Annotated in this window: 21 protein-coding genes; 13 read left to right on the top strand and 8 right to left on the bottom strand. The window is 68.1% G+C overall.

The genetic code is table 11. The annotated features are described in order from the left end of the window. Positions 1–132: 132 nt before the first annotated feature. From AVE30378_RS14045 to AVE30378_RS14035, 3 genes are read left to right on the top strand one after another with little or no spacing between them, the layout of a single operon-like run. Positions 133–1,146: a Bug family tripartite tricarboxylate transporter substrate binding protein gene (locus tag AVE30378_RS14045; RefSeq protein WP_129241494.1), complete on the top strand. Its 1,014-nt coding sequence runs from the start codon at positions 133–135 to the stop codon at positions 1,144–1,146. Between the two features lie 14 nt (positions 1,147–1,160). Continuing rightward, complete coding sequence (locus AVE30378_RS14040; protein ID WP_129241493.1) at positions 1,161–2,117, top strand: hydroxyacid dehydrogenase; 957 nt, start codon at positions 1,161–1,163, stop codon at positions 2,115–2,117. A gap of 10 nt (positions 2,118–2,127) precedes the next feature. Continuing rightward, positions 2,128–3,135 carry an Ldh family oxidoreductase gene (locus AVE30378_RS14035; protein WP_129241492.1) on the top strand — a complete coding sequence of 336 codons (1,008 nt, stop codon included), beginning with the start codon at positions 2,128–2,130 and terminating at the stop codon, positions 3,133–3,135. Between the two features lie 49 nt (positions 3,136–3,184). On the opposite strand, the gene AVE30378_RS14030 is transcribed toward AVE30378_RS14035, so the two are convergent. Then, positions 3,185–4,081, bottom strand: a complete 897-nt coding sequence (locus AVE30378_RS14030; protein ID WP_129241491.1) for an AEC family transporter — start codon at positions 4,079–4,081, stop codon at positions 3,185–3,187. 121 nt (positions 4,082–4,202) lie between these two features. On the opposite strand from AVE30378_RS14030, the gene AVE30378_RS14025 reads away from it, so the two are divergent. Continuing rightward, entirely contained in the window at positions 4,203–4,430 is a 228-nt protein-coding gene (locus AVE30378_RS14025) for a helix-turn-helix domain-containing protein (protein WP_129241490.1), read from the top strand. Here the strand turns inward: AVE30378_RS14025 and AVE30378_RS14020 are convergent. Continuing rightward, positions 4,420–4,959 (bottom strand): hypothetical protein, encoded by a 540-nt coding sequence (locus AVE30378_RS14020; protein WP_129241489.1) that lies wholly within the window; start codon positions 4,957–4,959, stop codon positions 4,420–4,422. The genes AVE30378_RS14025 and AVE30378_RS14020 overlap by 11 nt on opposite strands. A gap of 58 nt (positions 4,960–5,017) precedes the next feature. On the opposite strand from AVE30378_RS14020, the gene AVE30378_RS14015 reads away from it, so the two are divergent. The 3 genes from AVE30378_RS14015 to AVE30378_RS14005 all read left to right on the top strand — a co-directional run bounded on the left by AVE30378_RS14015 (position 5,018) and on the right by AVE30378_RS14005 (position 8,124). After that, on the top strand, positions 5,018–5,911 hold the full coding sequence (locus AVE30378_RS14015; protein WP_208742392.1) for an alpha/beta hydrolase: 894 nt from the start codon (positions 5,018–5,020) through the stop codon (positions 5,909–5,911). Positions 5,912–5,943: 32 nt separating this feature from the next. Further along, positions 5,944–7,515, top strand: a complete 1,572-nt coding sequence (gshA, locus tag AVE30378_RS14010; protein WP_129241487.1) for a glutamate--cysteine ligase — start codon at positions 5,944–5,946, stop codon at positions 7,513–7,515. Positions 7,516–7,605: 90 nt separating this feature from the next. Further along, positions 7,606–8,124, top strand: a complete 519-nt coding sequence (locus AVE30378_RS14005; protein ID WP_129241486.1) for a lipocalin family protein — start codon at positions 7,606–7,608, stop codon at positions 8,122–8,124. Positions 8,125–8,128: 4 nt separating this feature from the next. Here AVE30378_RS14005 and AVE30378_RS14000 read toward each other — a convergent pair whose 3' ends face one another. From AVE30378_RS14000 to AVE30378_RS13975, 6 genes are all read right to left on the bottom strand, one after another. Beyond that, on the bottom strand, positions 8,129–9,073 hold the full coding sequence (locus tag AVE30378_RS14000; protein ID WP_129241485.1) for a M14 family metallopeptidase: 945 nt from the start codon (positions 9,071–9,073) through the stop codon (positions 8,129–8,131). Positions 9,074–9,117: 44 nt separating this feature from the next. After that, the gene (locus tag AVE30378_RS13995) at positions 9,118–10,107 is read right to left on the bottom strand and encodes a Bug family tripartite tricarboxylate transporter substrate binding protein (RefSeq protein ID WP_129241484.1); all 990 of its coding nucleotides are present in this window, start codon (positions 10,105–10,107) and stop codon (positions 9,118–9,120) included. 145 nt (positions 10,108–10,252) lie between these two features. Beyond that, the gene (locus AVE30378_RS13990; RefSeq protein ID WP_129241483.1) at positions 10,253–11,167 is read right to left on the bottom strand and encodes a LysR family transcriptional regulator; all 915 of its coding nucleotides are present in this window, start codon (positions 11,165–11,167) and stop codon (positions 10,253–10,255) included. Between the two features lie 19 nt (positions 11,168–11,186). Continuing rightward, a complete protein-coding gene (locus tag AVE30378_RS13985) occupies positions 11,187–11,948 on the bottom strand; it encodes a GntR family transcriptional regulator (protein ID WP_129241482.1) in 762 nt (253 codons plus the stop codon). Positions 11,949–11,970: 22 nt separating this feature from the next. Continuing rightward, positions 11,971–12,882, bottom strand: a complete 912-nt coding sequence (locus tag AVE30378_RS13980; RefSeq protein WP_129241481.1) for a fumarylacetoacetate hydrolase family protein — start codon at positions 12,880–12,882, stop codon at positions 11,971–11,973. A 63-nt stretch (positions 12,883–12,945) separates the two neighbouring features. Continuing rightward, entirely contained in the window at positions 12,946–14,067 is a 1,122-nt protein-coding gene (locus AVE30378_RS13975) for a cupin domain-containing protein (RefSeq protein ID WP_129241480.1), read from the bottom strand. A gap of 211 nt (positions 14,068–14,278) precedes the next feature. Here AVE30378_RS13975 and AVE30378_RS13970 point away from each other — a divergent pair, with 211 nt between their 5' ends. The 6 genes from AVE30378_RS13970 to AVE30378_RS13945 all read left to right on the top strand — a co-directional run bounded on the left by AVE30378_RS13970 (position 14,279) and on the right by AVE30378_RS13945 (position 23,752). Next, positions 14,279–14,524, top strand: a complete 246-nt coding sequence (locus AVE30378_RS13970) for a hypothetical protein (protein WP_129241479.1) — start codon at positions 14,279–14,281, stop codon at positions 14,522–14,524. Positions 14,525–14,674: 150 nt separating this feature from the next. Then, positions 14,675–15,325, top strand: coding sequence for a response regulator (locus tag AVE30378_RS13965; RefSeq protein ID WP_129241478.1), 651 nt, complete (start codon positions 14,675–14,677; stop codon positions 15,323–15,325). Positions 15,326–15,451: 126 nt separating this feature from the next. After that, on the top strand, positions 15,452–18,220 hold the full coding sequence (locus AVE30378_RS13960) for an ATP-binding protein (RefSeq protein ID WP_129241477.1): 2,769 nt from the start codon (positions 15,452–15,454) through the stop codon (positions 18,218–18,220). A 2-nt stretch (positions 18,221–18,222) separates the two neighbouring features. After that, positions 18,223–19,452, top strand: coding sequence for an EAL domain-containing response regulator (locus AVE30378_RS13955; protein WP_129241476.1), 1,230 nt, complete (start codon positions 18,223–18,225; stop codon positions 19,450–19,452). Between the two features lie 96 nt (positions 19,453–19,548). Continuing rightward, complete coding sequence (locus tag AVE30378_RS13950) at positions 19,549–22,767, top strand: hybrid sensor histidine kinase/response regulator (RefSeq protein WP_244235040.1); 3,219 nt, start codon at positions 19,549–19,551, stop codon at positions 22,765–22,767. A gap of 550 nt (positions 22,768–23,317) precedes the next feature. Next, positions 23,318–23,752 carry a hypothetical protein gene (locus AVE30378_RS13945; protein ID WP_129241474.1) on the top strand — a complete coding sequence of 145 codons (435 nt, stop codon included), beginning with the start codon at positions 23,318–23,320 and terminating at the stop codon, positions 23,750–23,752. The last annotated feature ends 37 nt before the right edge of the window (positions 23,753–23,789 follow it).

Here is a 23,789-nt window from a genome sequence, read left to right as displayed (position 1 = left end):
TCATGTCCTCACCCGCATCATCCCGCAAGTCCCGCAGCACCATCGCAACAACACCAGCAGACCCGGGCGATTCCGCCGCGGCAGCACAGGCGGTTGCATTCCTACCCGGGCGCCACCCAAGGAGGAAGACAGATGAGTAGCGAACACGACCTCACCCCCGACGCCGCGCAACGCCGGCGCCTGCTCGGCGCGCTCGGCGCCGCCGGCTTCTGCGCCCTGGCGCCGTGGGAGCGCGCGCTGGCGCAGAAAAGCGCCTGGCCGGAGCGGCCGATCAACTATGTGGTCCCCTTCCCGCCCGGCGGGCTCACCGACGTGGCGGCGCGCCAGGTCGGCAAGGCGCTGAGCGACGCCGAACGCTGGAACGTGGTGGTGGAAAACAAGCCCGGCGGCAGCGCCAACATCGGCGCCGCGCACGTCGCCCATGCCGCGCCCGACGGCTACTCCTGGCTGGCGATCACGCTCACGCACGCGGCCAACGTCACGCTCTTCGCTGGCAAAGCCGGCTATGACCTGACCCGCGACCTGACACCCCTGGCGGGGCTGGCCTCGTCCCCCATCATGGTGGTGGTGAACGCCAAGAGCGACATCAAGAGCATGGCCGATCTGGCGAAGGCAGCCCGCGCGAAATCGCTGTCGGCGGGCTCCAGCGGCAACGGCACGCCCCCGCATCTGACCCTGGCGCTTTATCAGAAGCTTACCGGCCTGCCCATGATGCACATTCCATACAAGGGCGGCGCGCCGTCCCTCACGGACCTGATCGGCGGCCATCTGGACGTGGTGTTCTCCAACTATCCAGAATCGCTGTCCCACGTGAAGAACGGCTCGCTGCGCGCGCTCGCCATCACCACCCACGAACGCAGCGCGGACCTGCCCGACGTGCCCACGGTAAAAGAGGCGGGCCTGCCCGACCTGATCGTGGAGAACTTCACCGGCGTGCTGGCGCCGGCGGCCACGCCGCCCGAACTGGTCAAGCGCATCGGCGGTGCCATCGTCGCCCAGATCTCGCAGCCGGCCATGAAGCAGGCCCTGCTGCAACTGGGCTTCATACCGCAACCGCGCGGCCCGGAGGAATTCGGCGCATACCTGAAGTCGGAAGTGGAGCGCTGGGCAAAAATCATCCGTGAAGCCAACATCCAGGTCGCCTGAGTCGGGAAAAGCCAATGCATATTGTCATTTCGGAGTTCATGGATACGCCCGCCATCGAAGCGCTGCGCCAGCGGTTCGATGTGCGGTACGCGCCGGACCTGGTGGAACAGCGCGACGCGCTGCTCCAGGCCGTGGGCGACGCCGACGGCCTGATCGTGCGCAACCGCAGCCAGGTTGACGCCGCCCTGCTCGAAGCGGCGCCTCGGCTGCGGGCCGTGGGCCGCCTGGGCGTGGGGCTGGACAACATCGACCAGGCGGGCTGCGCCGCGCGCGGCATCGCGGTGGTGCCGGCCACCGGCGCCAATGCGCGCGCCGTCGCCGAATACGTGATCGGCACAACGCTTGCGCTATTGCGCGGCGCCTACTTTTCGTCGGAGGCGGTCGCGGCGGGGCAATGGCCGCGCCCCGCGCTCTCGCAGGGCCTGGAAGCGCAGGGCCGGACGCTGGGCATCGTGGGCTTCGGTGGAATCGGCCGCCTGGTCGCGCGCCTGGCGCATGGGCTGGACATGCGCGTCGTCGGCTGCGACGCGGCGCTGCCGCCGGACCACCCCGCGTGGGCGGAATCCGGCGTCGCCGCCCTGCCGCTGGACGCGTTGCTGGCGCAGGCGGACGCCGTCACGCTGCACCTGCCGCTCACTGCTGGCACCCGGAACCTGCTGGACGCCGGCCGCATCGCGCGCCTGCGGCCGGGCGCCGTGCTGGTCAATACGTCGCGCGGCGGCATCGTCGACGAAGCGGCGCTGGCCGAAGCGCTGCGGGCCGGCCGCCTGCGGGGCGCGGCGCTGGACGTGTTCGACCAGGAGCCCCTGCCCGCCGGCAGCCCCCTGGCCGGCGCGCCCAACCTGATCCTCACGCCGCATATCGCCGGGTTGACGCAGGAAGCCAACACCCGCGTTTCCGACATGGTGGCGGCCGGTGTGACAATAGCCCTTACCGGCGGCGCCGCGGCTGCGGCGGCCTCCGCCCCCTGACAGGAAGGATATGGCTCACATCTATCTGGACGAACTCCAACACCTCGCGGCGGCCGGACTGGCGGCCGCGGGCGCCAACCCCGCGATGGCGGACAGCACCGCGCGGGCGCTGGTCTACGCCGAAAGCCAGGGGCTCGGCTCCCATGGGCTGTCGCGCGTGCCGTTCTACGCCGGCCACCTGCGCGCCGGCCGCGCCATCGGCTCGGCCGTGCCGCGCATCGTGCACGAACGCGGCGGCGCGGCGCTGATCGACGCCGGCTCGGGCCTGGCGTTTCCCGCCTGCGCGCTGGCCGTGGAACAGGCCGCGTCGCGGGCCCGCGAACACGGCGTGGCCTTCGTCGGCGTCGCCAACAGCCACCATTTCGGCGCGGCCGCGTATCACCTCGAAGCCCTGGCGGACGCCGGCCTGGTGGCGCTGGCGCTGAGCAACTCCCCGGCCGCCATGCCCGCCTGGGGCGGCAAGCGCCCCCTGTTCGGCACCAATCCCATCGCCGCGGTGTTCCCGCGCCGCGGCGGGGCGCGCCTCCTGATCGACCTGTCGCTGTCGCAGGTCGCGCGCGGCAAGCTGATGATCGCCGCCCGCGACAACCAGCCCATTCCGCTGGGCTGGGCGCTGGACGCCGAAGGCCAGCCCACCACCGATCCCAAGGCCGGCCTGGCGGGCAGCATGCTGCCCGCGGGCGGCGTCAAGGGCGCGATGCTGGCGCTCATCGTCGAACTGCTGGCGTGCGCGCTGACCGGCGCCCACTTCGGTTTCGAAACGGAGTCGTTCTTCGTGGACGACGGCGGCCCGGCGCGCCTGGGCCAGGCCTTCCTAGCCATCGACCCGGGCGCCCTGGCCGGCAACGGCGCCTATCTGGACCGCGTCGAAACGCTGGTCGAAGCCATGCTGGAAGACGAAGGCGTGCGCCTGCCCGGCGACCGCCGCCGCAAACTGCGCGACGAGGCCCTCAAGCACGGGGTGGATGTGCCCGACGCACTGATGGCCCAGCTTCGGGAAATGGCCGGCGCGGGCTGAATGCGGGAAGTGCGGCGCGGGGCACCGGATGTCCGCCGCGCCCAGCCCGTCAAGCCGTCCGGAAAACCCACAGCATCACCGGCGCCAGCAGCAGGAACGCCACCGTGGACACCAGCACCGCGCCGGCCGCGGTGTCGCCCAGGGGCGTGTAGCGCTTCACGTACATATAGCTGACCACCGCGCAGGGCATGGCCATCTGCAGGCTCAGTGCGCCGGCCAGCACCGGTTCCAGGTCCAGCATCCACACCACCGCCAGGCCCGCCGCCAACCCCACCGCCAGCCGGATGACGGCGACCTTGGCGCCGGCGCGCAGGCCGCTGGACGGGATCAGCGCCAGCGCATGGCCCAGGCTCAGCAGCATGAGCGGCACGGTCACCGCGCCCAGCATGCGGGACGTCTCGACGACCCAATCGGGCACCGGCGCGTGCAGCATGCGCAGCCCCACCGCCACCCCCGACGCCAGCAGGATCGGGCTTTTCCAACTGCCCTTGGTATTCACCCCCGGCAGCAGCCGCACGGCGATGGTGTGCATGACGAAGGAATTCACCGCGAAGAAGGCCACCGCCACCGACAGGCCCGCGTCGCCGAACGCCATCTGTGAAATCGGCAGGCCCAGGTTGCCGGCGTTGGGCAGGAAGGCCGTGGGCAGCAGCGTGCGCACGGGCAGCTTCCACGCCCGCAGCAAAAGCGCGCACACCAGCGCGCACAGCGCCAGCGCCAGCAGGGTCGCGACGGCCACGTCGGCCAGCGCGCGGTCGTCCAGGTGAGTGGTGACGAAGGTGTGGAACACCAGCGCGGGCGTGGTCACCGACGTGACCAGCGTGGTGATGAAGGAACCGCCGAACGGAAGGTCGCGCTTGGCCCAGAACACCCCGATGCCCACGCAGGAAAGCAGGGGCAGCATCAGCACGATGGCCGAAAAATAGAACTGCGCGATGGCAGGCATACGACTATTCCGTCAAAGATAAGAAGACTGATGCGCCTGGGCATCGTTGCTTGCCGGGCGGCCGGCCCGGACCGCAGCATGAGGCGACTCGTCAACTGAAAAGCCTCCCGCCCCAGCCGCCATGTCCGCCACGCCCCACCACGAGCCCCTGTCGGCGCGCCAGGCCGCCTGCCTGCGATGGGCCGCGCTGGGCAAGACCAGTTGGGAAACCGCCCGCATCCTGGGCGTGAGCGAAAGCACGGTGAATTTCCACTTGCGCAACGCCTGCGCCAGGCTCGGCGTGCGGGGCCGGCGCGCCGCGGCGGTCGAAGCCCTGCGGCGCGGCCTGCTCAAGCCCCTCACGGCTTGATGACGACCGAACGCAGGAACTCGCGCGCCCGTTCGGCCGGCAGGCTTTCCTGGGTGCCCGCCGCCACCGCTTCGATCAGCATGGTGTCGGTCACCCACACCTTGGCCTGCAGCCATCCCGGCTTGCCCATGGCCTTGCCGTGCACCTCGATCACCTCCCCGTAGGGCGGCCATTCCATGGGCGGCATGGCCTGCATATTGGTATAGAGCGAACGCATCAGCGCCATGCCCAACGCGCGCCTGGCCACCGGATCCGCCGCGATGTCCGGCGGCAGCGGGGCCGACCCCACGGCGAATACCGCCTCGCCCACGTTGGCCGTGGCCAGGGTAAAACGCAGGGTATGGGTATCCAGCTTCAGGTCGCGGGTGTCCGTCATGACCCGGTCCGGAAAGGCCGCGCGTACGTGGCCGTCGGCCACGTCCACTTCGCGCCAGTTGTAAGCGGGCGAGCACGCGGCCACCAGCAGGGCCAGCCCCGCGATTGCGCCGGCTTTCTTGAACATGAAACGAAACAGCGATGAAATCGTCATTACCCGAGGACCGATGGTCTATTCATTTCGAGGAAGCCAGAAATTGTCGCCGATTTCCATGACCCCCGCGCCCGACGGCACGCCCTTGGCCAATTATGTCTGGCCGGCCGCCCCCAATGTGCCCCCGCCCATCGACGGGCCGGGCGTGCCCAGTATCTACCTATTGCACGGGCTGAGCGAGCATGCGGGGCGCTATGACCGGCTGGCGCGCTGGCTGGCCGCGCGCGGCTGGACCGTCGGCGCCCACGACCACCGGGGCCACGGCCATTCGGGCGGGCGGCCCGCCACCCTGAAGCGCCAGGACGACCTGACGGTCGACGCCGTCGAGCGCCTCCAGGCCTGGGCCCAGGCCCAGGGGCGCCCGCCCATCGTGCTGGCCCACAGCCTGGGCGCCCTGGTCGCCGTGCGGATCGCCCTGCGCGGCCTGGCCGGGATCGACGCGCTGGTGCTGAGTTCCCCGCCCTTCGTCGTCAACGTCCCGCTGTGGGTCCGCCGCACGCTGACCTGGATGTCCCTGCACGCGCCCGACCTGCGGGTGCCCCACGGGCTGGCCCCCGCCCGCATCTCCCACGACCGGGCCGTGGTGCAGGCCTATCGCGCCGACCCCCTCGTGCGCCGCCGCATGACGGGCCGGCTGGCCCGTTTCGTGGACGAGGCCGGCCGGGAAGCCCTGCGCGAAGCCCCGCTGCTGCCCTGCCGCACCCTGCTGATGGTGGCCGGGGACGACTCCATCGTCGCCGCCGAAGGCAGCCGCCAATTCGCCCAGCGGGCGCCGGCCGAACTGCTGACGCTGCGCTGGTACGACACCGCCTGGCACGAGATTTTCAACGAAACCGCCCCGATCGCCGATCCCGTCTACGCCGACCTGGACGAGTGGCTGGCGCGCACGGCGCAGGCATTGTCCCTGTCCCCAGTATTGACTCCCTCGGCACAGGAGGCTGGCACCCCGTAAAATCCGGCCACAGACCCAAACGAGAAGAATCCGTGACCGATACCGCCGCCAACCGACTGTCCCGCCTAGAGGCCAACCGCTCGCTGCTGACCCAGACTCTGCGGGGCATCGAAAAAGAAGGCCTGCGCGTGGACGAGCAAGGCCTGCTGGCCCGCACGCCGCACCCCGCCGGCCTGGGCTCGGCGCTGGCCAACGAGCACGTCACCACCGATTATTCCGAATCCCTGCTCGAACTCATCACGGGCACGCATACGGACGTCGACGCGCTGCTGGCAGAACTGACGAACACCCACCGCCACGTCTATAGCGTGCTGGACCATGAACTGATCTGGAACCAGTCCATGCCCGCCACGCTGCCGCCCGAGGCCGACATCCCCATCGCCTGGTACGGCACGTCCAATACGGGCATGCTCAAGCACGTGTACCGCCGCGGCCTGGCCGTGCGCTACGGCAAGACGATGCAATGCATCGCGGGCGTGCACTACAACTTCTCGCTGGCCGAAGACCTCTGGTCCGTGCTGGACGTCAAGCCCGGCACCGTCCAGGACCGCCGCTCGCGCGGCTACATCGGCCTGATCCGCAACTTCACCCGCTATTCCTGGCTGCTGATGTACCTGTTCGGCGCGGCGCCGGCGCTGTCCAGCGGCTTCCTGCGCGGACACGAACATCCGCTGCAGAAACTGGGCGACAGCACGCTGTACCTGCCCTACGCCACCAGCCTGCGCATGAGCGACCTGGGCTACCAGAACAAGGCGCAGTCGTCGCTCAAGCTCTGCTACAACGACCTGGACACCTTCCTGGGACGCCTGTACGACGCCGTGACGCAGCCCTGGCCCGATTACCAGAAGATCGGCACCCACCGCGACGGCGAATGGATCCAGCTCAACACCAACGTGCTGCAGATCGAAAACGAGTACTACTCCAGCATCCGCCCCAAGCGCGCCACCGGCCGATGTGAGCGGCCCGTCACGGCGCTGGCCGAACGCGGCGTGCAGTACGTGGAAGTCCGCTGCCTGGATATCGACCCGAATTCGCCCGTCGGCATCGACGCCGCCACCAGCCGCTTCGTCGACGCCTTCCTGCTGTTCTGCACCGCGTCCGACAGCCCCTTCTTCCCCGCCAACGGCTATTGCCAGCGCAGCGCCGACAACTTCTCGACCGTCGTGAAGGAAGGCCGCAAGCCCGGCCTGGTGCTGGACCGCGAAGGCCAGGCCATCGGCCTGGCGCAATGGGGCCACGAACTGCTGGACCAGATCGCGCCCTACGCCGCGCTGTTCGACTCCGCCCTGGGCGGCAGCGCCTATGCCGAGGCGCTGGCGGCGCAGCGCGCCAAGCTCGACCATCCGGACTCCACGCCGTCGGCGCGCCTGCTGGCCTCGCTGACCGACAGCGGCCTGTCCTTCCACGACTATTCGCTGGACCTCAGCCGCAAGCACGCGGACGCCCTGCGCGCGCAGGCCCTGCCGGCGGACCTGGCCTCGGCCTACGAACAGGCCGCCGCGCAGTCCGTGGCGGAGCAACTGCGCCTGGAGCAATCGGATACCGAAGATTTCGCCACCTACGTCGCGCGCTATCACGCGGCGCTGAAGGCGCCGCTCAAATAAGCCGCGTCGAATAAGGCGTATCGTTAGGGTTTTGGTCCGCGCCGGCTCCGGGCGCCGCGGGCCGCTCTGTCACATCAGGAGGTTTTCCCCATGCGCCGCACCGCAACATTCCTGCTGGCCTTGGCCGCCAGCGTGGCGGGGATCGTCCATGCCGCGCCGCCCATGCGGACCGTCGAAACGGTGGACCTGAAACGCTACGCCGGCATGTGGTACGAAATCGCGAATTTCCCCATGTTCTACCAGCGCGACTGCGTGGGAGACACGACCGCCGAATACACCCTGCACCCCGACGGCACCGTCGGCGTCAACAATCGCTGCCGCACCAAGGACGGCGATATCGATTCCGCCTCGGGCACCGCCAAGGTCGTGGACGGCAGCAACAACGCCAAGCTCGAAGTCTCGTTCTTCAAGCCGTTCAAGGGCGACTACTGGGTGATCGGCCTGGACCCGGACTACCGCTGGGCGGTCGTCGGCACGCCCGACCGGAAATACCTGTGGATCCTGTCCCGCTCGCCGCAATTGCCGAAGGAAGAACTCGACAAGGCGCTCGCGGCCGCGAAGGCGCAGGGCTACCAGTTGGACGAACTGCGCTACACACCACAACGGTAGCGTTTCACCCCACGTAATCGCGCGCCAGCCTCACGACGGTGACGCCCGGCTTGAGCTGCCGCAGCGACGGCATGACCAGGGTGCAGCGGTCATAGGGCGTCACGATGGGCTGGCCGTCCGCCCAGCCCAGAATCGACCCGGCTTTTTCCAGCGTCTCCAGGCCCGTCCAGGGTTCGGAGAACCGCAGGTCCATGGACGGCGCGACCACGGCGTCCGTCACTTCCAGCACGCGCTGCCCGGCCGGATCGGCCTGCAGCCAGCCGGACGGCAGGTCTGCCGCGTCGGCCACGCCGGATTCGATCAGCATGCGCGCCACCATGTCGCGGGCCACGCCGCGCGAGGCCGGATCGCCATGGAAGCCGCATTCGATCAGCAAGGCGCGGGCGTCTTCGCGCGCGGGGTCGCCGAACTGGGCGAAGTCGCGCATGCGCACGCCGTCCTTGTGGCCCGCGTCCACGATCACGTGCCGGGGCGCCTTCAGGCGCCGCGCCAGCGCGATGTTGCGCGGCAGCACCCCGGTCAGCAACAGCGGTTCGCCCGGCTCGTGCATGGAATGCAGGTCCAGCAGCCAGTCCGCGCGCTCCACCCAGGGACGCAGGGCCGCCGCGCGCCGGCGGTCGGCGGTGATCCCATCGTCCAGGCGCTCGGCGCTCCAGACGCGGTTCATGTCTTCCTGCACGAAGCGCGAGGCATCGTGGCTGGCCGGCGCGAAGCGGTCGAAGGCCTCCAGGTTGCAGAAGGCCAGCGTCAGGCTGCCGCGGCGCGGCCGCAGGCCCGCCGCCAGCAGGTCCTTCAGCGCCCAGGCGCCGCACAGCTCGTTGCCGTGCACCAGCGCGGACACCATGAGCGCCCGTCCCGGCGCCCCCGAATCGAAATGCCATACGCCCGGGGTGCCGGTATTGCCGGCGCGCTCGGCGCCGAGGTCGGGAACGGGAAGCTTGAATTCCATGAAACGTCGTCCGCTGATGTGCTGTGCCTTGCGCCTTGCCGCGCTTATTGGGCTTCGATCCTGGCGGCCTTGACCAGCTCGCCGTACTTCCTGGTTTCGTCGGCCTGGTAGGCCACCGGATCCAGGCCGGGCTGCGCCAACTGGCCGCCGGCTTCCTGCATCTTGGCGCGGAACTGTTCCGACTTCAGCGTTTCCGCCAGCGCGGCGCGCAGCTTGGCCGCCACCGGTTCGGGCAGGCCCGCCGGGCCGTACAGCGCGAACCAGACGCTGATGTCGACCGATTCGAATCCCGGCGTCTCGGCCAGGGCGGGCAGGTCCGGCGCCACCGGCGAACGCTTCTTCTCGGTCACGCCCAGCGCCACGATCTTGTCGCCGCGGACCTGGGGCAGGCCCGAGGACAGCACCAGCATGCCGTAATCGAGCTGGCCGCTCATCAGGTCGGTCACCAGCGGCGCCACGCCGCGGTAGGGCACATGCTCGGCGCGCGTGCTGGTGGACTGGTTGATCATCTCGCCCGCCAGGTGCAGGGTGGTGCCCACGCCCGACGATCCGTAGTTGAAGCTGCCGGGCGCGGCGCCGCGCAGCTTTTGCAGGTATTCGGCCGCGGTCTTCACGCCGGAATTCTTGCTGGCGGCCAGCAGCATGGGCTGCGAGGCGATCACGCCCAGCGCCGAAAAGTCCTTCACGCTGTCGTACTTGACCGCGCTGTTGATCATGCGGGCGATCACCATTTCGTTGGTGGAGCCCAAGAGCAGCGTGTAGCCGTCCGGCGCGGCGCGCGCCACGCGCTGCGCGCCGATCGTGCCGCCGGCGCCGCCCACGTTCTCGACCACCACGCTCTGGCCCAGGCGCTTGGCCAGTTCTTCGCCGAACAGGCGCGCGGTCAGGTCCACGCTGCCGCCCGCCGGATAGCCCACCACCAGCGAAATGGCGCGGTCGGGGTAATCGGCGTGCGCCGACGGCGAGACGGCAAGGGCGGCGGTGGCGCAGAGCGCGGCAAGCGCGCCGCGCAGCGGATGCGGTACGGATTTCATGGCTTTCTCCCTGGGGTACTGGCTTGGACGGCGGCGCCGTCTCGTTTGAAGTGTCGGGAGCTATTCTCGGCTCACCGGCGGGAGAGCCCCGTGCCGAATGGACACATTCGAGTGCCGATCTGGCTCGGGCCCATGGCCGGGCGCCTCAGGCCTTGCGGTTCGCCGTGGCTTCCCAGACCGCTTCGGCCAGGCCCGCCAGGCGGGCGCGCGGACGGTACAGGCGCACCTCGAAGGCGATTTCGTCGCTGCGCCCGCCCAGGGCCGCCAGCGCGCCCCGGCGGCAGTCCGCCGCCACCATGGACCAGGGCAGCCAGGCCACCCCCAGCCCCTTGGCGACCGCGCCGTGCGCGGCGTCCAGCGAATCGCTGCGCAGGAACGGCGCCAGGGAATAGGGCGTGGTTTCCAGGCGGTCGCCCACGATGCGCTCCATCGCCAGGCCGCCCGCGTAGGTGATCAGCGGCGCGGACTGCCCGCCTTCCTGAAGGACATGGCGGGCGCGGCCGCGCGAATCCGCCTGGCTCACGGGCACCAGCTTGTCGGTGCCCAGGGTCATGTAGCGGTACCGGCCGGGGCTCAACTGCACCGACAGCGCGGGATGTTCGTAGCAGCACAGCAGGTCCACCTTGCCCTGCTCCAGCCGCGCCGCCATGTCCTGCGTCCTGCCCGTGGACAACTCGACCTGGGTGCCCTCGGCCAGCACCTTGGGCGCGCGCAGCCGCAAGCGCGCGATCCAGTCGGCCACCAGCGTGCGGGCCAGGCTGCGGCCGGTGGCGATGCGCAGCACCGCCTCGCCGCCCGCGCCCGAACTGCGGATGCGGTGGCGCACCTGCCCCATCTGCTCCACCACCTGGACCGCCGTCTTCAGCAGGGCCTCGCCCTCGGCGGTCAGGACCACCGGCTGGCGCTGCCGCTCGACCAGGGGCGTGCCGGCCCAGGCCTCCAGCGCGCGGATGCGCCGCCCGAAGGCGGGATGCGTCACGTGGCGCGACTCGGCCGCGCGCACGAAACTGCCCGTCCGCGCCAGGGCTATCAGGTCTTCGAGAAGTTTCAGGTCGGCCATGGACGCCAAGCTTACGCCATCAGGCGCTGGCGGCCTGCCTGCCGGCCTGCTCGAGGACCTGTTCGATGAATTGCGCGGTCTTGCGGTAATGCGCGGCCAGCGTGGCGGCCGCCCGGTCCGCGTCGCGGGAAAGCGCGGCCTCCAGCAACAGGCGGTGCTCCTGGTCGACGTTGCGCTGCGGGCCGTAGGCCGTGACGCCCGCAAGCGCCGGGCGTCGGTAGCGCTCGGTCTGCGCATAAAGCTGCGCCGACAGGTCCAGCAGCCAGGGAGATCGGCAGGCGCCGATCAGCGCATGGTGGAATTCCCAGTGCCGGGCCTCCAATGCATCCTCCCGGTCCGGATCCGGACCGGCGGATTCGGCCGCGCGCCGCGCGGCCAGCGTCAAGGCATGGTAGGCCCCCACCAGCCGCGCCTCCCAGGCGTCGCCGGCATGGGCAAGCGAACGCCGCAAGGCGTCGCAATCGATCAGGATGCGGGTTTCGCACGCGTCCCACAGTTCCTCGGCGGACAGCGGCGCGACGCGGAACCCGCGCGACGTCGTCGCCACCACCATGCGTTCGCTGCGCAGCCGGTTCAAGGCCTCGCGGATCGGCGAAAAACTGCTGCCGTAGCGCTGCTTCAGCAATTCCAGCCGCAGGGACTGGCCCGGCGCGAACGCGCCGCCCATGATGTCGCGCCGGAGCCGGCGATAGACCTGCTCCGACAGCGTGATTTCCTCGACGCCGGCGGTCCCGTCGGCGCCGGGCTCGTCCTCGATGGGGCTCTTGATTCGCGGCTTCAACCTATGCTCCCGCCCGCAACGATTACACCGCCACCACCGGATGGCGCAGCGTGCCGATGCCTTCCACGCACGCCACCACCACGTCGCCCGGCCACAGCCATTCCTGCGGCTTGCGGCCCGCGCCCACGCCTTCCGGCGTGCCGGTGGCGATGATGTCGCCGGGTTCCAGCGTGATGCCGGCGCTGATGTCGGAGATCAGGAACGGCACCTTGAACAGCATGTGGCGCGTGTTCGAGCCCTGCTTTTTTTCACCGTTCACCGTCAGCCACAGGTCCAGCACCTGCGGATCCGGAATCTCGTCGGCCGTCACGATGCAGGGCCCGAACGGCGCGTAGGTGTCCTGCCCCTTGGAATAGATCCATTGGCCCGCGCGGCGGCAATCCCGCGCGCTCATGTCCAGCATGACGCTGTAGCCGAACACGTAGGACAGCGCATCGGCCTCGGCCACGCGCGAGGCGCGGCGGCCCATGACGACGGCCAGCTCCACTTCCCAGTCCAGTTGCTGCGTGATCTTCGCGTTGTGCTCGATGGCGTCGCCCGGGCCGATGACGGCGGTGGGCGGCTTGGAGAAAATGACCGGCTGCTTGGGCAGGTCGGCCGAGGTGTCCAGCGTGCGGCTGGACTCCGCCACGTGCTCCACGTAGTTCAGGCCGATGCCGAAGATGTTCTTGCGCGGGCGCGGAATGGGCGCCAGCAGCTTGACGTTGTCCTGCGGAAGCGCGGTGCCCACCGGCCATGCGCCGCGGTACGTTTCCATCAGGCGCGTGGCCTGCTCCACGGCGACCGGGCCCAGGTCGATGAAGTCCAGCATGTCGGCGGGCAGGTCCACGCCCCCCTTCTGCCCCAGCAGGGCCAGGTCCACTACATAGCCGTCGGCCAGCGCGCCCAGCCGGGCGGCGGCGGCGGGATGGGCGCGAAACGTTACCAAGCGCATAGATACTCCAGGAATCCAGGAAGGGTTGCGTCGGGCCCGGCGACGCCGGGCGGGAGATCGAATCTAGAGTTTCTGCCTGCCGCCGTTCTCCGCCAGCGCTTCCTCGCGGTACAGCGCCAGCGACCGCATGACGGGCAGGTCGTTGAAACAGAAAAGGCAGGCGTCGTCGTTGGACGACAGGTTGGCGTGTTCATGGATGGCCCAGGAAGGCACGCAGAAGATATCGCGCTCGGTCCAGTCGTAGCGCTTGCCGTCGATGACCGAAAAGCCGCTGCCCTTGGCCACCTGGTAGATGAAGCTGCCGGTATGGCGGTGCGCCTTGGTGTGTTCGCCCGGCCGCAGCATCTGCATGCTGGCGCCGATGGTGGGCATGACGGAGCCGCCGGTCGCCGGGTTCACGTATTCCAGCAGGATGCCGTCGTAGGGGCTGCCGGCGGCCGTGCGCGCATAGCGGCGCAGCGCCTCGTAGGTGGGTTCCCATTCGTACTTGAACAGGGGCGAATAGGGCTTGGTCCAGCCGGACACCTGCGGCCGCAGGGCCACGCCGCCCCAGGCGCCGCTGGTGTCGTCGACCGGGTGCGTCACCGCCTGGTTCAGGTCGGGGTGCACGGCGTAGAAGCCCGCCTCCAGCGCATTGACCAGCGGGATGTCCAGGCCGTCCTGCCAGATGCAGGTGGTGCCGTCCTCGGCCACGCCGTGCTCGTGCCAGGTGCCGTTGGGCGTCAGCACGAAATCGTTCGCGCCCAAGGTCATCTTGTGGCCGTCCACCACCGTGTACGCGCCCCGGCCTTCCATGATGAACCGCAGCGCGGAATGCGAATGCGCGTGCGCCGACGCCAGTTCGCCGGGCTGCATCACCTGCAGGCCGGAATACAGCCAGCCGACCGCCGCCGCCACGTCGCGGCGGCCGGGATTGTTCAGGTAGATCACCCGCCGGCCGGCTTCTTCCGGCGACACCAGTTCGGCGGAACGCAGCACATGGCCGCGCAGGTCGCGATAGCGCCACACCACCGGCACCGACGCGGACCGCGGCGCCCAGGGCTCTATCTTGTTCGCCACTGTCCACAGCGCGCCCGTCTCCAGCCGCGCCAGCGCTTCGTAATACGCCACCCGCTCGGGCGAGTCGGCCACATTGGCCCGTCCGGCGACGTTTTCACGGTAGGCGTCGTAGCGGTTCGCTTCCATCCCTTGCCTCTATTTTTATAAAACCAAAAGGATTTTCGAAAATATTAGGGAGATAGGGCCGATAGGGCAATGCGCGGGCACTAGGGGTTTTCCGCAGGAACGGGCGCCCCGGACAGAAATCCGGCGACGCTGCTTGAAAAATACTGTACAAAAACACAGTTCTTCGTGATACATTTCGCTCGCCCGAAAAACTGTCGTCCAGGAGAATCCTGTGTCAGAAGCTGCCCATCTCGTCCAGTACATCGTCGTTCCCTACCGCACCGCCGGCAATGGCGTGGCGCCCGGTGAAATCCGCCCGGCCAGCAGCGAATTCGGAGCCATCCGGATCGCGAACTCCATGGCCTCCAAGTTCGCGGGCGTTGCCGCCTATGAAGTCCTGATCGACAAGGAAACCGGCGACATGGAATCGCCGCGCATTCTTGCGCAGATCGGGACCGTGCCCGCGCTGGACGATTGAAAGCCGAAGGGCCGCCCGCAAGGCGGCCCTTTGACGTCGAGGCCCCGGCGTTCGCCCGGGTTGTCTTGACGCCTAGCTTAAGTCCACGTCTTGATGCAGAATTTACGGCGTACCGGGCGCCCGCTCGCACGCCGTCTTTCTGCTCCCTCAATGGATAAACTTCGAATTGTCCTCGCGGACGACCATCCACTCGTTTTGGTGGGCATACGCGACCTCCTGGAAACGGTTCCCAACCTCCAGGTCACGGGAGCCGTTTCCAGCTCGACGGACCTCATTTCGCATCTGGAGAACAACCTCTCCAATGTGGTGATCACGGACTACTCCATGCCGGGCGACGATGCCTACGGCGACGGCATGCGCCTGATCAAGTACCTGGTGCGGCGGCACCCCGGCCTGCACATCGTCGTGCTGACCATGGTATCGAACCCGATGATCATATCGGCGCTCTACGATGCCGGCGTCGCCGCCGTGGTTCTCAAGCGCGACAACCTGGCCGAAATCCTCACCGCGCTTTCCATGCTGCGCATCGGAAGAAAGTACTATCCTCCCGGCTTCCTGCGCGACTCCACGACCAGCATCCAGCGCAGGCCCATCGGCGAATGCATCAACAGCCTGTCGCCGAAAGAATTCGAAGTGCTTCGGCATTTCGTCCGCGGAGAAACGGTCACGCTGATCGCCGAAAACCTGAAGCGCAGCGTCAAAACGATCAGCGGCCAGAAGGCTTCCGCCATGCGCAAACTGAATGTGCAGACCGACCAGGAACTGGTTGCTTTCTGCATGGAGAGCGGGCTGTTCCAGTAGCCTCCATCCCTCCCGACTTTTAAGAATTGTCTTGTTCTTGGAGGATGGCGCGACTTCTATCATCGTTGCATGATCGTCGCCCCCCGCCTTCCCCGGAAGCTGAGCCCCGCCGCCCCCGGCGTGCCCATGCTTCTGCTGCATCTGTTTGCCGTGGCGCTGCTCGCGAGCATCCTGGTGGGAACGGCGCTCTGGCTGTACTGGTCGTTCAGCGGCGAAGTCTCCAAATACCGCCGGCGCATGAACGCCGCTGCCTACAACGCGCAGGTCTTCTTCGACCAGCGCGAAGGGCTGCTCAGGTCGGTCGCCGGATCCTCGGTGCGCAACACCGACGGCATGTCGCCCGCGCGCACCCCGAAAACCTTCGGCGAAACCGGGCAGATCAGCCTCACTCCGCTGCTGAAGGAAAACAATACCTACGAATGGGCGCTCGTCCTGACGCCCCGCGACCGCGCCGACGTGGCCGCCGCCAACGCGCGCATCGTGTACGCGCCGGCCCAGGAACCCGCCTCGCGGCGGCTTCCCCTGGAAACCCGGCGGCGCGCGGCGCCCATCTCCGCGCGCACCGGGCAATGGTTGTCCGAAACCCTCGCCCTGCGCGACCCCAGCCCCGGCCTGGACGGCCGCGCGCCCATCGTCTGGCTGCGTCCGCCCATGGACGAAGTCGACCGCTTCTTCCTCTACACCCCGCTCGATGCCTCGAGCCACGACCGCACCTGGATCGGCCTCGAAGTCGACGGCATCGCCGCGGTCATCGCGGCGGAATGCGCCAGCGACGGCGGCAGCTATGCGCTCTACGACAGCAACAGCCGCGTGGCCCTGCACGGCGGTCCCCTGCCCGCGATGATCGATCCGGTGGCGTCCCGCCTGGGGCAGGACTCGTTCGGATTCCAGGGCGGCAACTGGTTCCCCGAGAACCTGGTGCTGGTCAAGTCCGTCGGCGAAGCCGGCTGGAAGCTCGCCTACTACGTGCCGATGCACGACGTGCTGCGCCATGGCGCGGCCGCGTTCTGGACCGCGGGCGCGGTCTGCCTGCTCCTCGTGGCCGTGGTGCTGCTTGCCGTGCGGCACATCAAGAGAAAACTCGTCGAACCCGCGCTGCGCCAATACGAGGCGCTGACCGACAGCGTCGCGCTCAACGACAAGATCATCGAGGTCGCGCCGGTGGGGCTCAGCCTGGTCCGGCGCGCCGACGGCGAACTGATCATGTCGAACGAAGCCGCCCGGCGCCTGCTCGACGAACACGACGGCTGGCGCGGCGACATCCGCCACGCCACCGCCGCGACGGGCGGCCGCGAATACGCCCTGACGGACGGCCGCAGCGTCTACCTGGCGTTCGCCGCCATGACCTACCGGTCCGAGGACGTCGTGCTCTGCGGCATCAGCGACATCACCGGCCAGAAGGAAATCGAGCGCACGCTCAGGAACGCCAAGCTGGCGGCCGACAAGGCCAGCGAAGCGAAAACGATGTTCTTCGCCACGATCAGCCATGAAATCCGCACCCCGCTCTACGGCATCCTCGGCACGCTGGAACTCCTGGCGCTGACGGGCCTTAGCGGGCAGCAGCAACAATACCTCAACACCATCCAGCAATCCTCCTCGACCCTGCTGCGCACCATCAACGACACCCTGGACCTGTCGCGCATCGAAGCCGGGCGCCAGGAACTGGACGTCGCGGAATTCTCCCCGTCCGATCTCCTGGAACGCGTGGTGGCGAACTACGCGGCGCGCGCGCAAGGCAAGGGGCTGCTCATCTACGCCATCACCGACATCGACGTGCCCGCCGCCGTCCTGGGGGACGCCACCCGTATCCTCCAGGTCCTGAACAACCTGGTGAGCAACGCGGTGAAGTTCACCGAGGCCGGCCGCGTGGTGGTCCGCGCCGCCGCCGAGGCTCCAGGCCCCGGCCGCGTCTCGCTCCGGTTCCAGGTCGCGGACACCGGCGTCGGCATTCCCGCGGATTCCCAGGCGCAGCTCTTCGAACCCTACTTCCGCGCCCACGCCGGCCTCGAACGCGACATCTCCGGCACGGGGCTGGGCCTGGCCATCTGCCGGCGTCTGTCCGACCTCATGGGAGGCACCCTTTCCGTCGTCAGCGAAGAAGGCCTGGGCACCAGCATCGCCTTCGCCCTCACGCTCGACGTGCCCACGCCGGCGGCGCCCGCCCCGCTCAAGCGGCGTCCCGTGTACGTCGACGGGGCCGTTCCCGAAGTCGTCACGAACCTGTGCGGATGGCTGAACGCGTGGGGCGCCGTGGCCATGCCCTACCGCGGGCACGCGGATACGCCCGAATGCGAGGATGCGGTGCTGGTGCAGGCCTGGCCTCCCTCCGCGCAGGAGCCCCGCTGGAAGCACGGCAGGGTCCGCGTCCTGGCCCCGGGATCCAGCCGCGACTCCCTGGTGTCCGCCGTGGCCAAGGCCGGCATCACCAGCACCTTCAATCCCGCCAGCATCGGCCGGGCCGTCCGCATGGCGCAGGACGGCATCGAACGGCCCGCGCTGGGCCAGGCCCACGCGCAGCGGATATCGCTGGGGCTGCGCGTGATGGTGGTCGAAGACAACGTCATCAGCCAGATCATCCTGCGCGAACAACTGGAACACCTGGGCTGCACGGCGACGATGCTCTCCAACGGCGCCGAGGCCCTGCGCCACTGGGACGCCCTGGACCACGACGTCGTCATCACGGACCTCAACATGCCATTGATGGGCGGCTACGAACTCGCGCGCTCGCTGCGCAAGCTGGGCTACACCGGAGCCATCCTGGGCCTGACCGCCAGCGCCGCGCCCGAGGCCACCCGCCTGGGCCTGGACGCGGGCATGGACCAGGTGCTCCTGAAGCCCCTGCCCATCCTGGTCCTGGCGCAAACATTGCACGACCTTGCAGAGGATCTGAACTGAATATGCTGTCTGCCTACAAAGTGCTCGTTCTGGACGATCATGCCTTTCAGTGCGCCCACCTGAAGGACATGCTGGAAGAAGCCGGGTTCGGCCGCGTCGATACGCTGCAAAGCGCGGGCGACGCGCTGCGCGGCATCCGGGACGAAGGCTACAACCTCGTGGTCATGGACGTGAACATGCCCGTCATGGACGGCGCCCAGTTCATCCACGAGCTTGCCCGCCAGGACTTGAATCCCCTGCTCGCCATCGTGACCGGCTGCTCCCGCCGGATGGCCAACAGCATCAGCCTGATGGCGAAGGAAAGAGGCCTTGCCGTGCTGGGCGCCTTCGTCAAGCCCATTTCCCGCGAAGAGGTCGGCAGCCTCGCGGCGGGCCTGCTGCGCAAGCATCCCTCCGACACGCCGTCGGCCGGCCCCGACACAGGCTACGCAAGCAGCCTGCTCGACAGGAAAAGCCTGCAGAACGCGCTGCGGGACGGCAGCATCCGCGCGTGGTTCCAGCCCAAGAAATCGCTGTCGTCGGGGAATATCGTCGGCGCCGAGGCGCTGGTGCGCTGGCAGCACCGGGAACTGGGGCTGATGATGCCTTCGTCGTTCCTGAAAACCCTGCGGGAATACGGCCTGGACCACGAACTGTTGATCCGCATGCTGGAAGACGGGCTCAAGGCCTACCGCATCTGGCGCGGCCAGGGGCACCGCATTCCCATCTCCGTCAATCTACCCACGTCCCTGCTCGACAGGCCGCAATTGCCGGACGAGCTTTACTACATGGTCACGAATTCCGGATTGCCGGCCGAGGACGTGACCTTCGAATTGCTCGAAGATGACATGACCGTCGCCGCCGGGCAATACTATATGGGCACCAGCCGCCTGCGGCTCAAGGGCTTCGGGCTGTCGCAAGACGATTTCGGCAAGGGCTACAGTACGATGTACAGCCTTATCTCCACCCCGTTCACGGAATTGAAAATCGACCAGGCATTCGTTTGCGGCGCGGCAAAAGATGAAGTCAGGGCGGCAGCGCTGGTATCCTCGGTGCAGTTGGGCAGGCAATTGGGCCTGCAAGTGACCGCCGAAGGCGTGGAAACCATGCAGGACCTGCAATTCGTGCGCCAGATCGGCTGCGATTATGCGCAGGGATACCTGATTTCCGCGGCCGTCGACGTCTCCGCCTTCAGCCGATTGCTGGCCAACGAACCCACGCTTTTTCCTGCTCCTTGTACCCCCCCTCACTAGGGCCTGTGCGAAACTGCTTTTAGTGTCGATAGGCCCTGGACCCTAGCGCGAGATCGGCCCACATCGTCTATGAAACTGGATACGCCGCTGAGAAACGTGACACGCGCTTCGCGCCGCCTGAATACCGCGCTGTTCGGCATCCTGCCGCTCGTGATGGTGCTGGCCGGCGCCCTTTACTGGGGCGGCCAGCGCATCCTGCAGCAAGAAGAAGACAAGTTCCAGATCGACTTCTCGATTCTCGTCGGCTACGTCAACGCGCAAGAGCGGATGCTCCATGCCCTGCACACGCAGGCCTGGCGGCCCGACTCCCATAACCTGGTGTCCTCCACCCACGTCAGCGAGGTGGCGGGTTTCGATCCCCCCGCGTGGCGTTTCTTCGAGGGCCAGCACGCGCTCGCGTCCATGCCGTTCTCGCTGCTCTGTCAGCGGCCGGATGCCTGCCCCGTCGAAAACGGCGTGTTTGCCGGCATCGGCCCCTACCTGTCCGATTTCTACTCCAGCCACTGGGCCGCTTCGTATTACCCCGCCGCGCCGGTGTTCGTCGTTTCCCCCAGCCGGGAAGTCAGCCTCAGCGTTCCCGCCGTGGCCACGGACTCGGGATACGAGCCGCTGACGCGCCGGGCGTTCATGACCGTGGTCGAGGCGATCATGGACAAGTCGGGCGGCGCGGACCCCCAGGAATCGCAGCTCGGCGCGCCGGACAAGGTCGAATGGATACGCGACCCGGGATTGCCCGACGCCATGATCGGCATGCTGCCCACCAGCCTGCCCCTGGGCCTGCGCAACGAGGCGCCGGACGTCCGGCGCAACGTCTATGCCGCGACGCTGCTCAGCAGGGACCGGATCAGCATTTCCGAGAAGGTCCTGAACGTGCCGCTGTACGACCAGTTCTGGCTGGCCCGGCAGGGCAACGGCGTGCTGGTGGGCGAGGATCCGCCGCCGGGGCCCGACAAAGAGGCCGGCTTCCACTACGCCGCCGACGGGCTGGTCCTCAAGATCAACGACAAGAGCGGAACCTGGACCGGCTATTACAAGCTGAAGTACAGCAGCCTCTTCCAGGCCAACATGTGGCTGCCGGTCGGCGTCCTGCTGCTGCTGATCCTGGGGCTGGGCCTGGGCGCGGCCTATCTGCGCTGGTACAACCGGCGCGTGATCCAGCCGGCGGAGGCCGCGCATCGCGACATCGTCGAAAACGAGGAATTCAACCGCACGGTCCTGGGCACCGCGCCCGTCGCGCTCTGCGTGCTGTCGCGTCCCGACGGCAAAGTGGTGTTCAGCAACGCGCTGGCCTCGCAATGGCTGGGCATCGAGCCCGGCGGGGAACTGCACAACTCCCCCGACGCCAACCAGTTGCTGCGCCGGGCCCTGGGATCCGGCGCGCCCGGCACCATCGAGACCTTCCTGGCATATGACGGCCGGCCGCTATTCGTGACCTTCGCGCCCACCCGCTACAAGAAGCAGGACGTGGTGCTGTGCGCCTTTGCCGACATCAGCGCGCGCGCCGAAATGGAGCGCACCCTGGCCCTGGCCAAAGAGCAGGCCGACAAGGCCAGCGAAGCGAAGTCCACCTTCCTGGCCACGATGAGCCACGAGATCCGGACTCCGCTCTACGGCGTGCTGGGCACGCTGGAAGTGCTGGCGATGACGCCGCTGAGCGAAGACCAGCGGCGCCACGTCGACCGCATACAGACCTCCTCCGTGATCCTCCAGCAACTGATCAGCGACATCCTGGACATCACCAAGATCGAATCCGGTCAGCTTGCCCTGGAAGTCGATACATTCGACCCGCGCGAACTCTTCCAGGCGACGGTCGCCTCCTATGCCGGCATGGCCGAGCAAAAGGGCCTGATCATCTATAGCTGCGTCGACACCGCCGTGCCGGCATGCGTAAAGGGCGACGGCGGCCGGATACGGCAGATCCTCAGCAACCTCCTGAGCAACGCCATCAAGTTCACGGAATCGGGCCACGTCATCGCCCGGCTGCGGGCCGAGGATCTTCCCGGCGGCAAGGCGCGGCTCAGTCTGCAGGTGGTCGACAGCGGCGTGGGCATCGGTCCCGCCGAACAAGTCCGCCTGTTCGAACCGTTCTACCAGATCGACAGCGGCTCGCACACCATCCGGGGGGCCGGCATCGGCCTGTCCATCTGCGCCAAGCTGGCTGAACTCATGGGAAGCACCATCCACGTCACCAGCGAACCCGGCCTGGGCAGCAGCTTTTCGGTGGACATCGAACTTGAAAAAGCGGATGCGCCCGCCTGCAATCCGCCCCAGTTGCAGGACCTGAACATCCACGTGCGCAGTCCGCGCAAGGAACTGAGCGAGAACATCTGCCAATGGCTGGCCCACTGGGGCGCCCGCGCGACGGTGGTGCCGCCGGACTCCTACCCCGACAGCGGACTGGACGGCGTGCTGGTCGACGTTCTGCTGTCCGGCAACGCCAAACCCGCGGAATGGGCCGGCCTGCTCATCGTGGCGGGCGGCGCCGATACGCTGGACAGGCATCGCCCGCAAGTCGACCGGCATTCCATGCTGAGCATCGGCCAGGCCATCGAGCGCCTGATGTCCGGCGCGGCCGAGATTCCCCAGGACGCCGGTCCGGCGGCCTATACGCCCCTCAACCTGCGCGTGCTGGTGGCCGAGGACAACCCGATCAACCAGGTTACGATCCGCGACCAGCTCGAACAACTGGGCTGCCGGGTCGTGATCGCGCCGGACGGCGCCGAGGCGCTCGCGATGTGGAGCATCGAACCCTTCGACCTGGTGCTGACCGACGTGAACATGCCCCGCATGAACGGCTACGACCTCGCCGGCACGCTGCGCTCGCGGGGCGTGACGGTGCCCATCATCGGCGTGACGGCCAACGCCATGAAAGAAGAGGAAACGCGCTGCATGGCGGCCGGCATGAATAGCTGGCTGGTCAAGCCCATCGACCTGCGTTCGCTGTGGCGCCGCCTGCGCCCCCTCGCCGACGCGCAGGACGGGTCCGCGGCCGCGCCGCGGGCCTCCGGACCGGCCCCGGCGGGCGCGGCGGGCAAGGCTCCCGCCATCCCGTCCAAGTACCGGAACATCTTCCTGGAAACCATGACCCAGGACCTGGCCACTCTGGAAAAATCGGTACGCGAAGCCAACGCGCGCGACATGCGCGCCGTGCTGCACCGCATGCGCGGCGGCCTGGCGGCGGTCGAGCTCACCGAATTGCAGAGCCAGTCCGAGCGCGTGGAGAACCAGTTGCGCAACGATGGGCTGAGCGCCTCGGCCCAGGAAAACCTGGCGGCGCTGATCGCGGACATGAAGGCCATGCTGGCCACGGTATGACACCGCGCGGGATCAACCCGCGCTTCAAATTGAGAATATTCCTATAGAAGGACGATCGCACGGTTACTAGAATTTTCATTTTCCGAATGCTCAGTCTCCTGTATCGCATGCGCGCCGTCACCGCGGCGTCGTCCATAACCGATGGGTTGCTGGCAGATGCGATCAATGGACTCTCTAGTGAACCACGATGCCGCTGCGGCAAGCGCGCCGACACGCCCGGCTATCGAAGGGTTGAACTTTCAACCGGTGTTCTCAGCCAAGGGCCTGGTGCTTGAGTACGCGGTCGCCATCCCCACCCGCCGCTACGAATGGCGGCGCAGCGCTCCCGGCCAGCCCACGCGCCTCGTGCACGACGCCATTGCGTTCTTCCAGGCATTCAACGAACGCATCCCTTTTTCCGTGAACTACGGCGACCATCCCCCCCCGGATCGGCTGGTCGGCGGCCGAGGTATGCGCCTCGGGCGGGGTGGCCCTGAACGGCAACGAACTCCTTGCCAGCCCGGACCGGCCGCCGGAGCAACGTTTCGATGGCTCCTATCCGGCATCCCTCGTGACGTTCCATGCTCCCCTGGTTTCCCACCTGCACGCCCGCTCGCAACTCTTCTCCTCCTACACCGAATTCCACATCGGCCTGCGCACCAGGCTCATGCCCACCATCGCCAGAAGCGGGCCCAGTTCTTACGGAGCCCTGCGGGTCACCGGCCTGCACCTGAGGGTCCCCTCCGGTTTTTCCGAGTATTCCTCCCTGCGCGGCCGGTTCATCAAACTGCTGGAACGCGCCGACCTGGCCAAGCTTCCCGTCCTGGTCTCGAACGCGGACCACGCGCATGACCTGCACTGGATGCGCATGTTCCCGGACCTGCAATTCCAGGGGGACGTGCTGTCCCCGCCATTGGGCGCGGACAGCCTCAGGGCATTGCTCGCGCTGAGCGGCGACAACTGGCGCAACTTCCGCGTCGGCTCCCGCTACCCGCCGCGCGGCTAACGCAGGCCTCCAGACAAAAAAAAAAGCGCGGACGGAA

The sequence above is a fragment of the Achromobacter veterisilvae genome, assembly GCF_900496975.1.
GTDB lineage: Bacteria > Pseudomonadota > Gammaproteobacteria > Burkholderiales > Burkholderiaceae_B > Achromobacter > Achromobacter veterisilvae.
Note: the sequence above shows the minus strand (reverse complement) of the source record. Positions and strands in the feature narration are given on the sequence as shown.

Coding starts and splice junctions, on each gene's coding strand:
- AVE30378_RS14020 (WP_129241489.1), bottom strand. CDS start 4,959: ATGACGATTTCATCGCTGTTTCGTTTCATGTTCAAGAAAGCCGGCGCA.
- AVE30378_RS13965 (WP_129241478.1), top strand. CDS start 14,675: ATGGATAAACTTCGAATTGTCCTCGCGGACGACCATCCACTCGTTTTG.
- AVE30378_RS13995 (WP_129241484.1), bottom strand. CDS start 10,107: ATGAAATCCGTACCGCATCCGCTGCGCGGCGCGCTTGCCGCGCTCTGC.
- AVE30378_RS14030 (WP_129241491.1), bottom strand. CDS start 4,081: ATGCCTGCCATCGCGCAGTTCTATTTTTCGGCCATCGTGCTGATGCTG.
- AVE30378_RS13955 (WP_129241476.1), top strand. CDS start 18,223: ATGCTGTCTGCCTACAAAGTGCTCGTTCTGGACGATCATGCCTTTCAG.
- AVE30378_RS14040 (WP_129241493.1), top strand. CDS start 1,161: ATGCATATTGTCATTTCGGAGTTCATGGATACGCCCGCCATCGAAGCG.
- AVE30378_RS14035 (WP_129241492.1), top strand. CDS start 2,128: ATGGCTCACATCTATCTGGACGAACTCCAACACCTCGCGGCGGCCGGA.
- AVE30378_RS14025 (WP_129241490.1), top strand. CDS start 4,203: ATGTCCGCCACGCCCCACCACGAGCCCCTGTCGGCGCGCCAGGCCGCC.
- AVE30378_RS14000 (WP_129241485.1), bottom strand. CDS start 9,073: ATGGAATTCAAGCTTCCCGTTCCCGACCTCGGCGCCGAGCGCGCCGGC.
- AVE30378_RS14045 (WP_129241494.1), top strand. CDS start 133: ATGAGTAGCGAACACGACCTCACCCCCGACGCCGCGCAACGCCGGCGC.
- AVE30378_RS13990 (WP_129241483.1), bottom strand. CDS start 11,167: ATGGCCGACCTGAAACTTCTCGAAGACCTGATAGCCCTGGCGCGGACG.
- AVE30378_RS14015 (WP_208742392.1), top strand. CDS start 5,018: ATGACCCCCGCGCCCGACGGCACGCCCTTGGCCAATTATGTCTGGCCG.
- AVE30378_RS13960 (WP_129241477.1), top strand. CDS start 15,452: ATGCTTCTGCTGCATCTGTTTGCCGTGGCGCTGCTCGCGAGCATCCTG.
- AVE30378_RS13975 (WP_129241480.1), bottom strand. CDS start 14,067: ATGGAAGCGAACCGCTACGACGCCTACCGTGAAAACGTCGCCGGACGG.
- AVE30378_RS13980 (WP_129241481.1), bottom strand. CDS start 12,882: ATGCGCTTGGTAACGTTTCGCGCCCATCCCGCCGCCGCCGCCCGGCTG.
- AVE30378_RS14005 (WP_129241486.1), top strand. CDS start 7,606: ATGCGCCGCACCGCAACATTCCTGCTGGCCTTGGCCGCCAGCGTGGCG.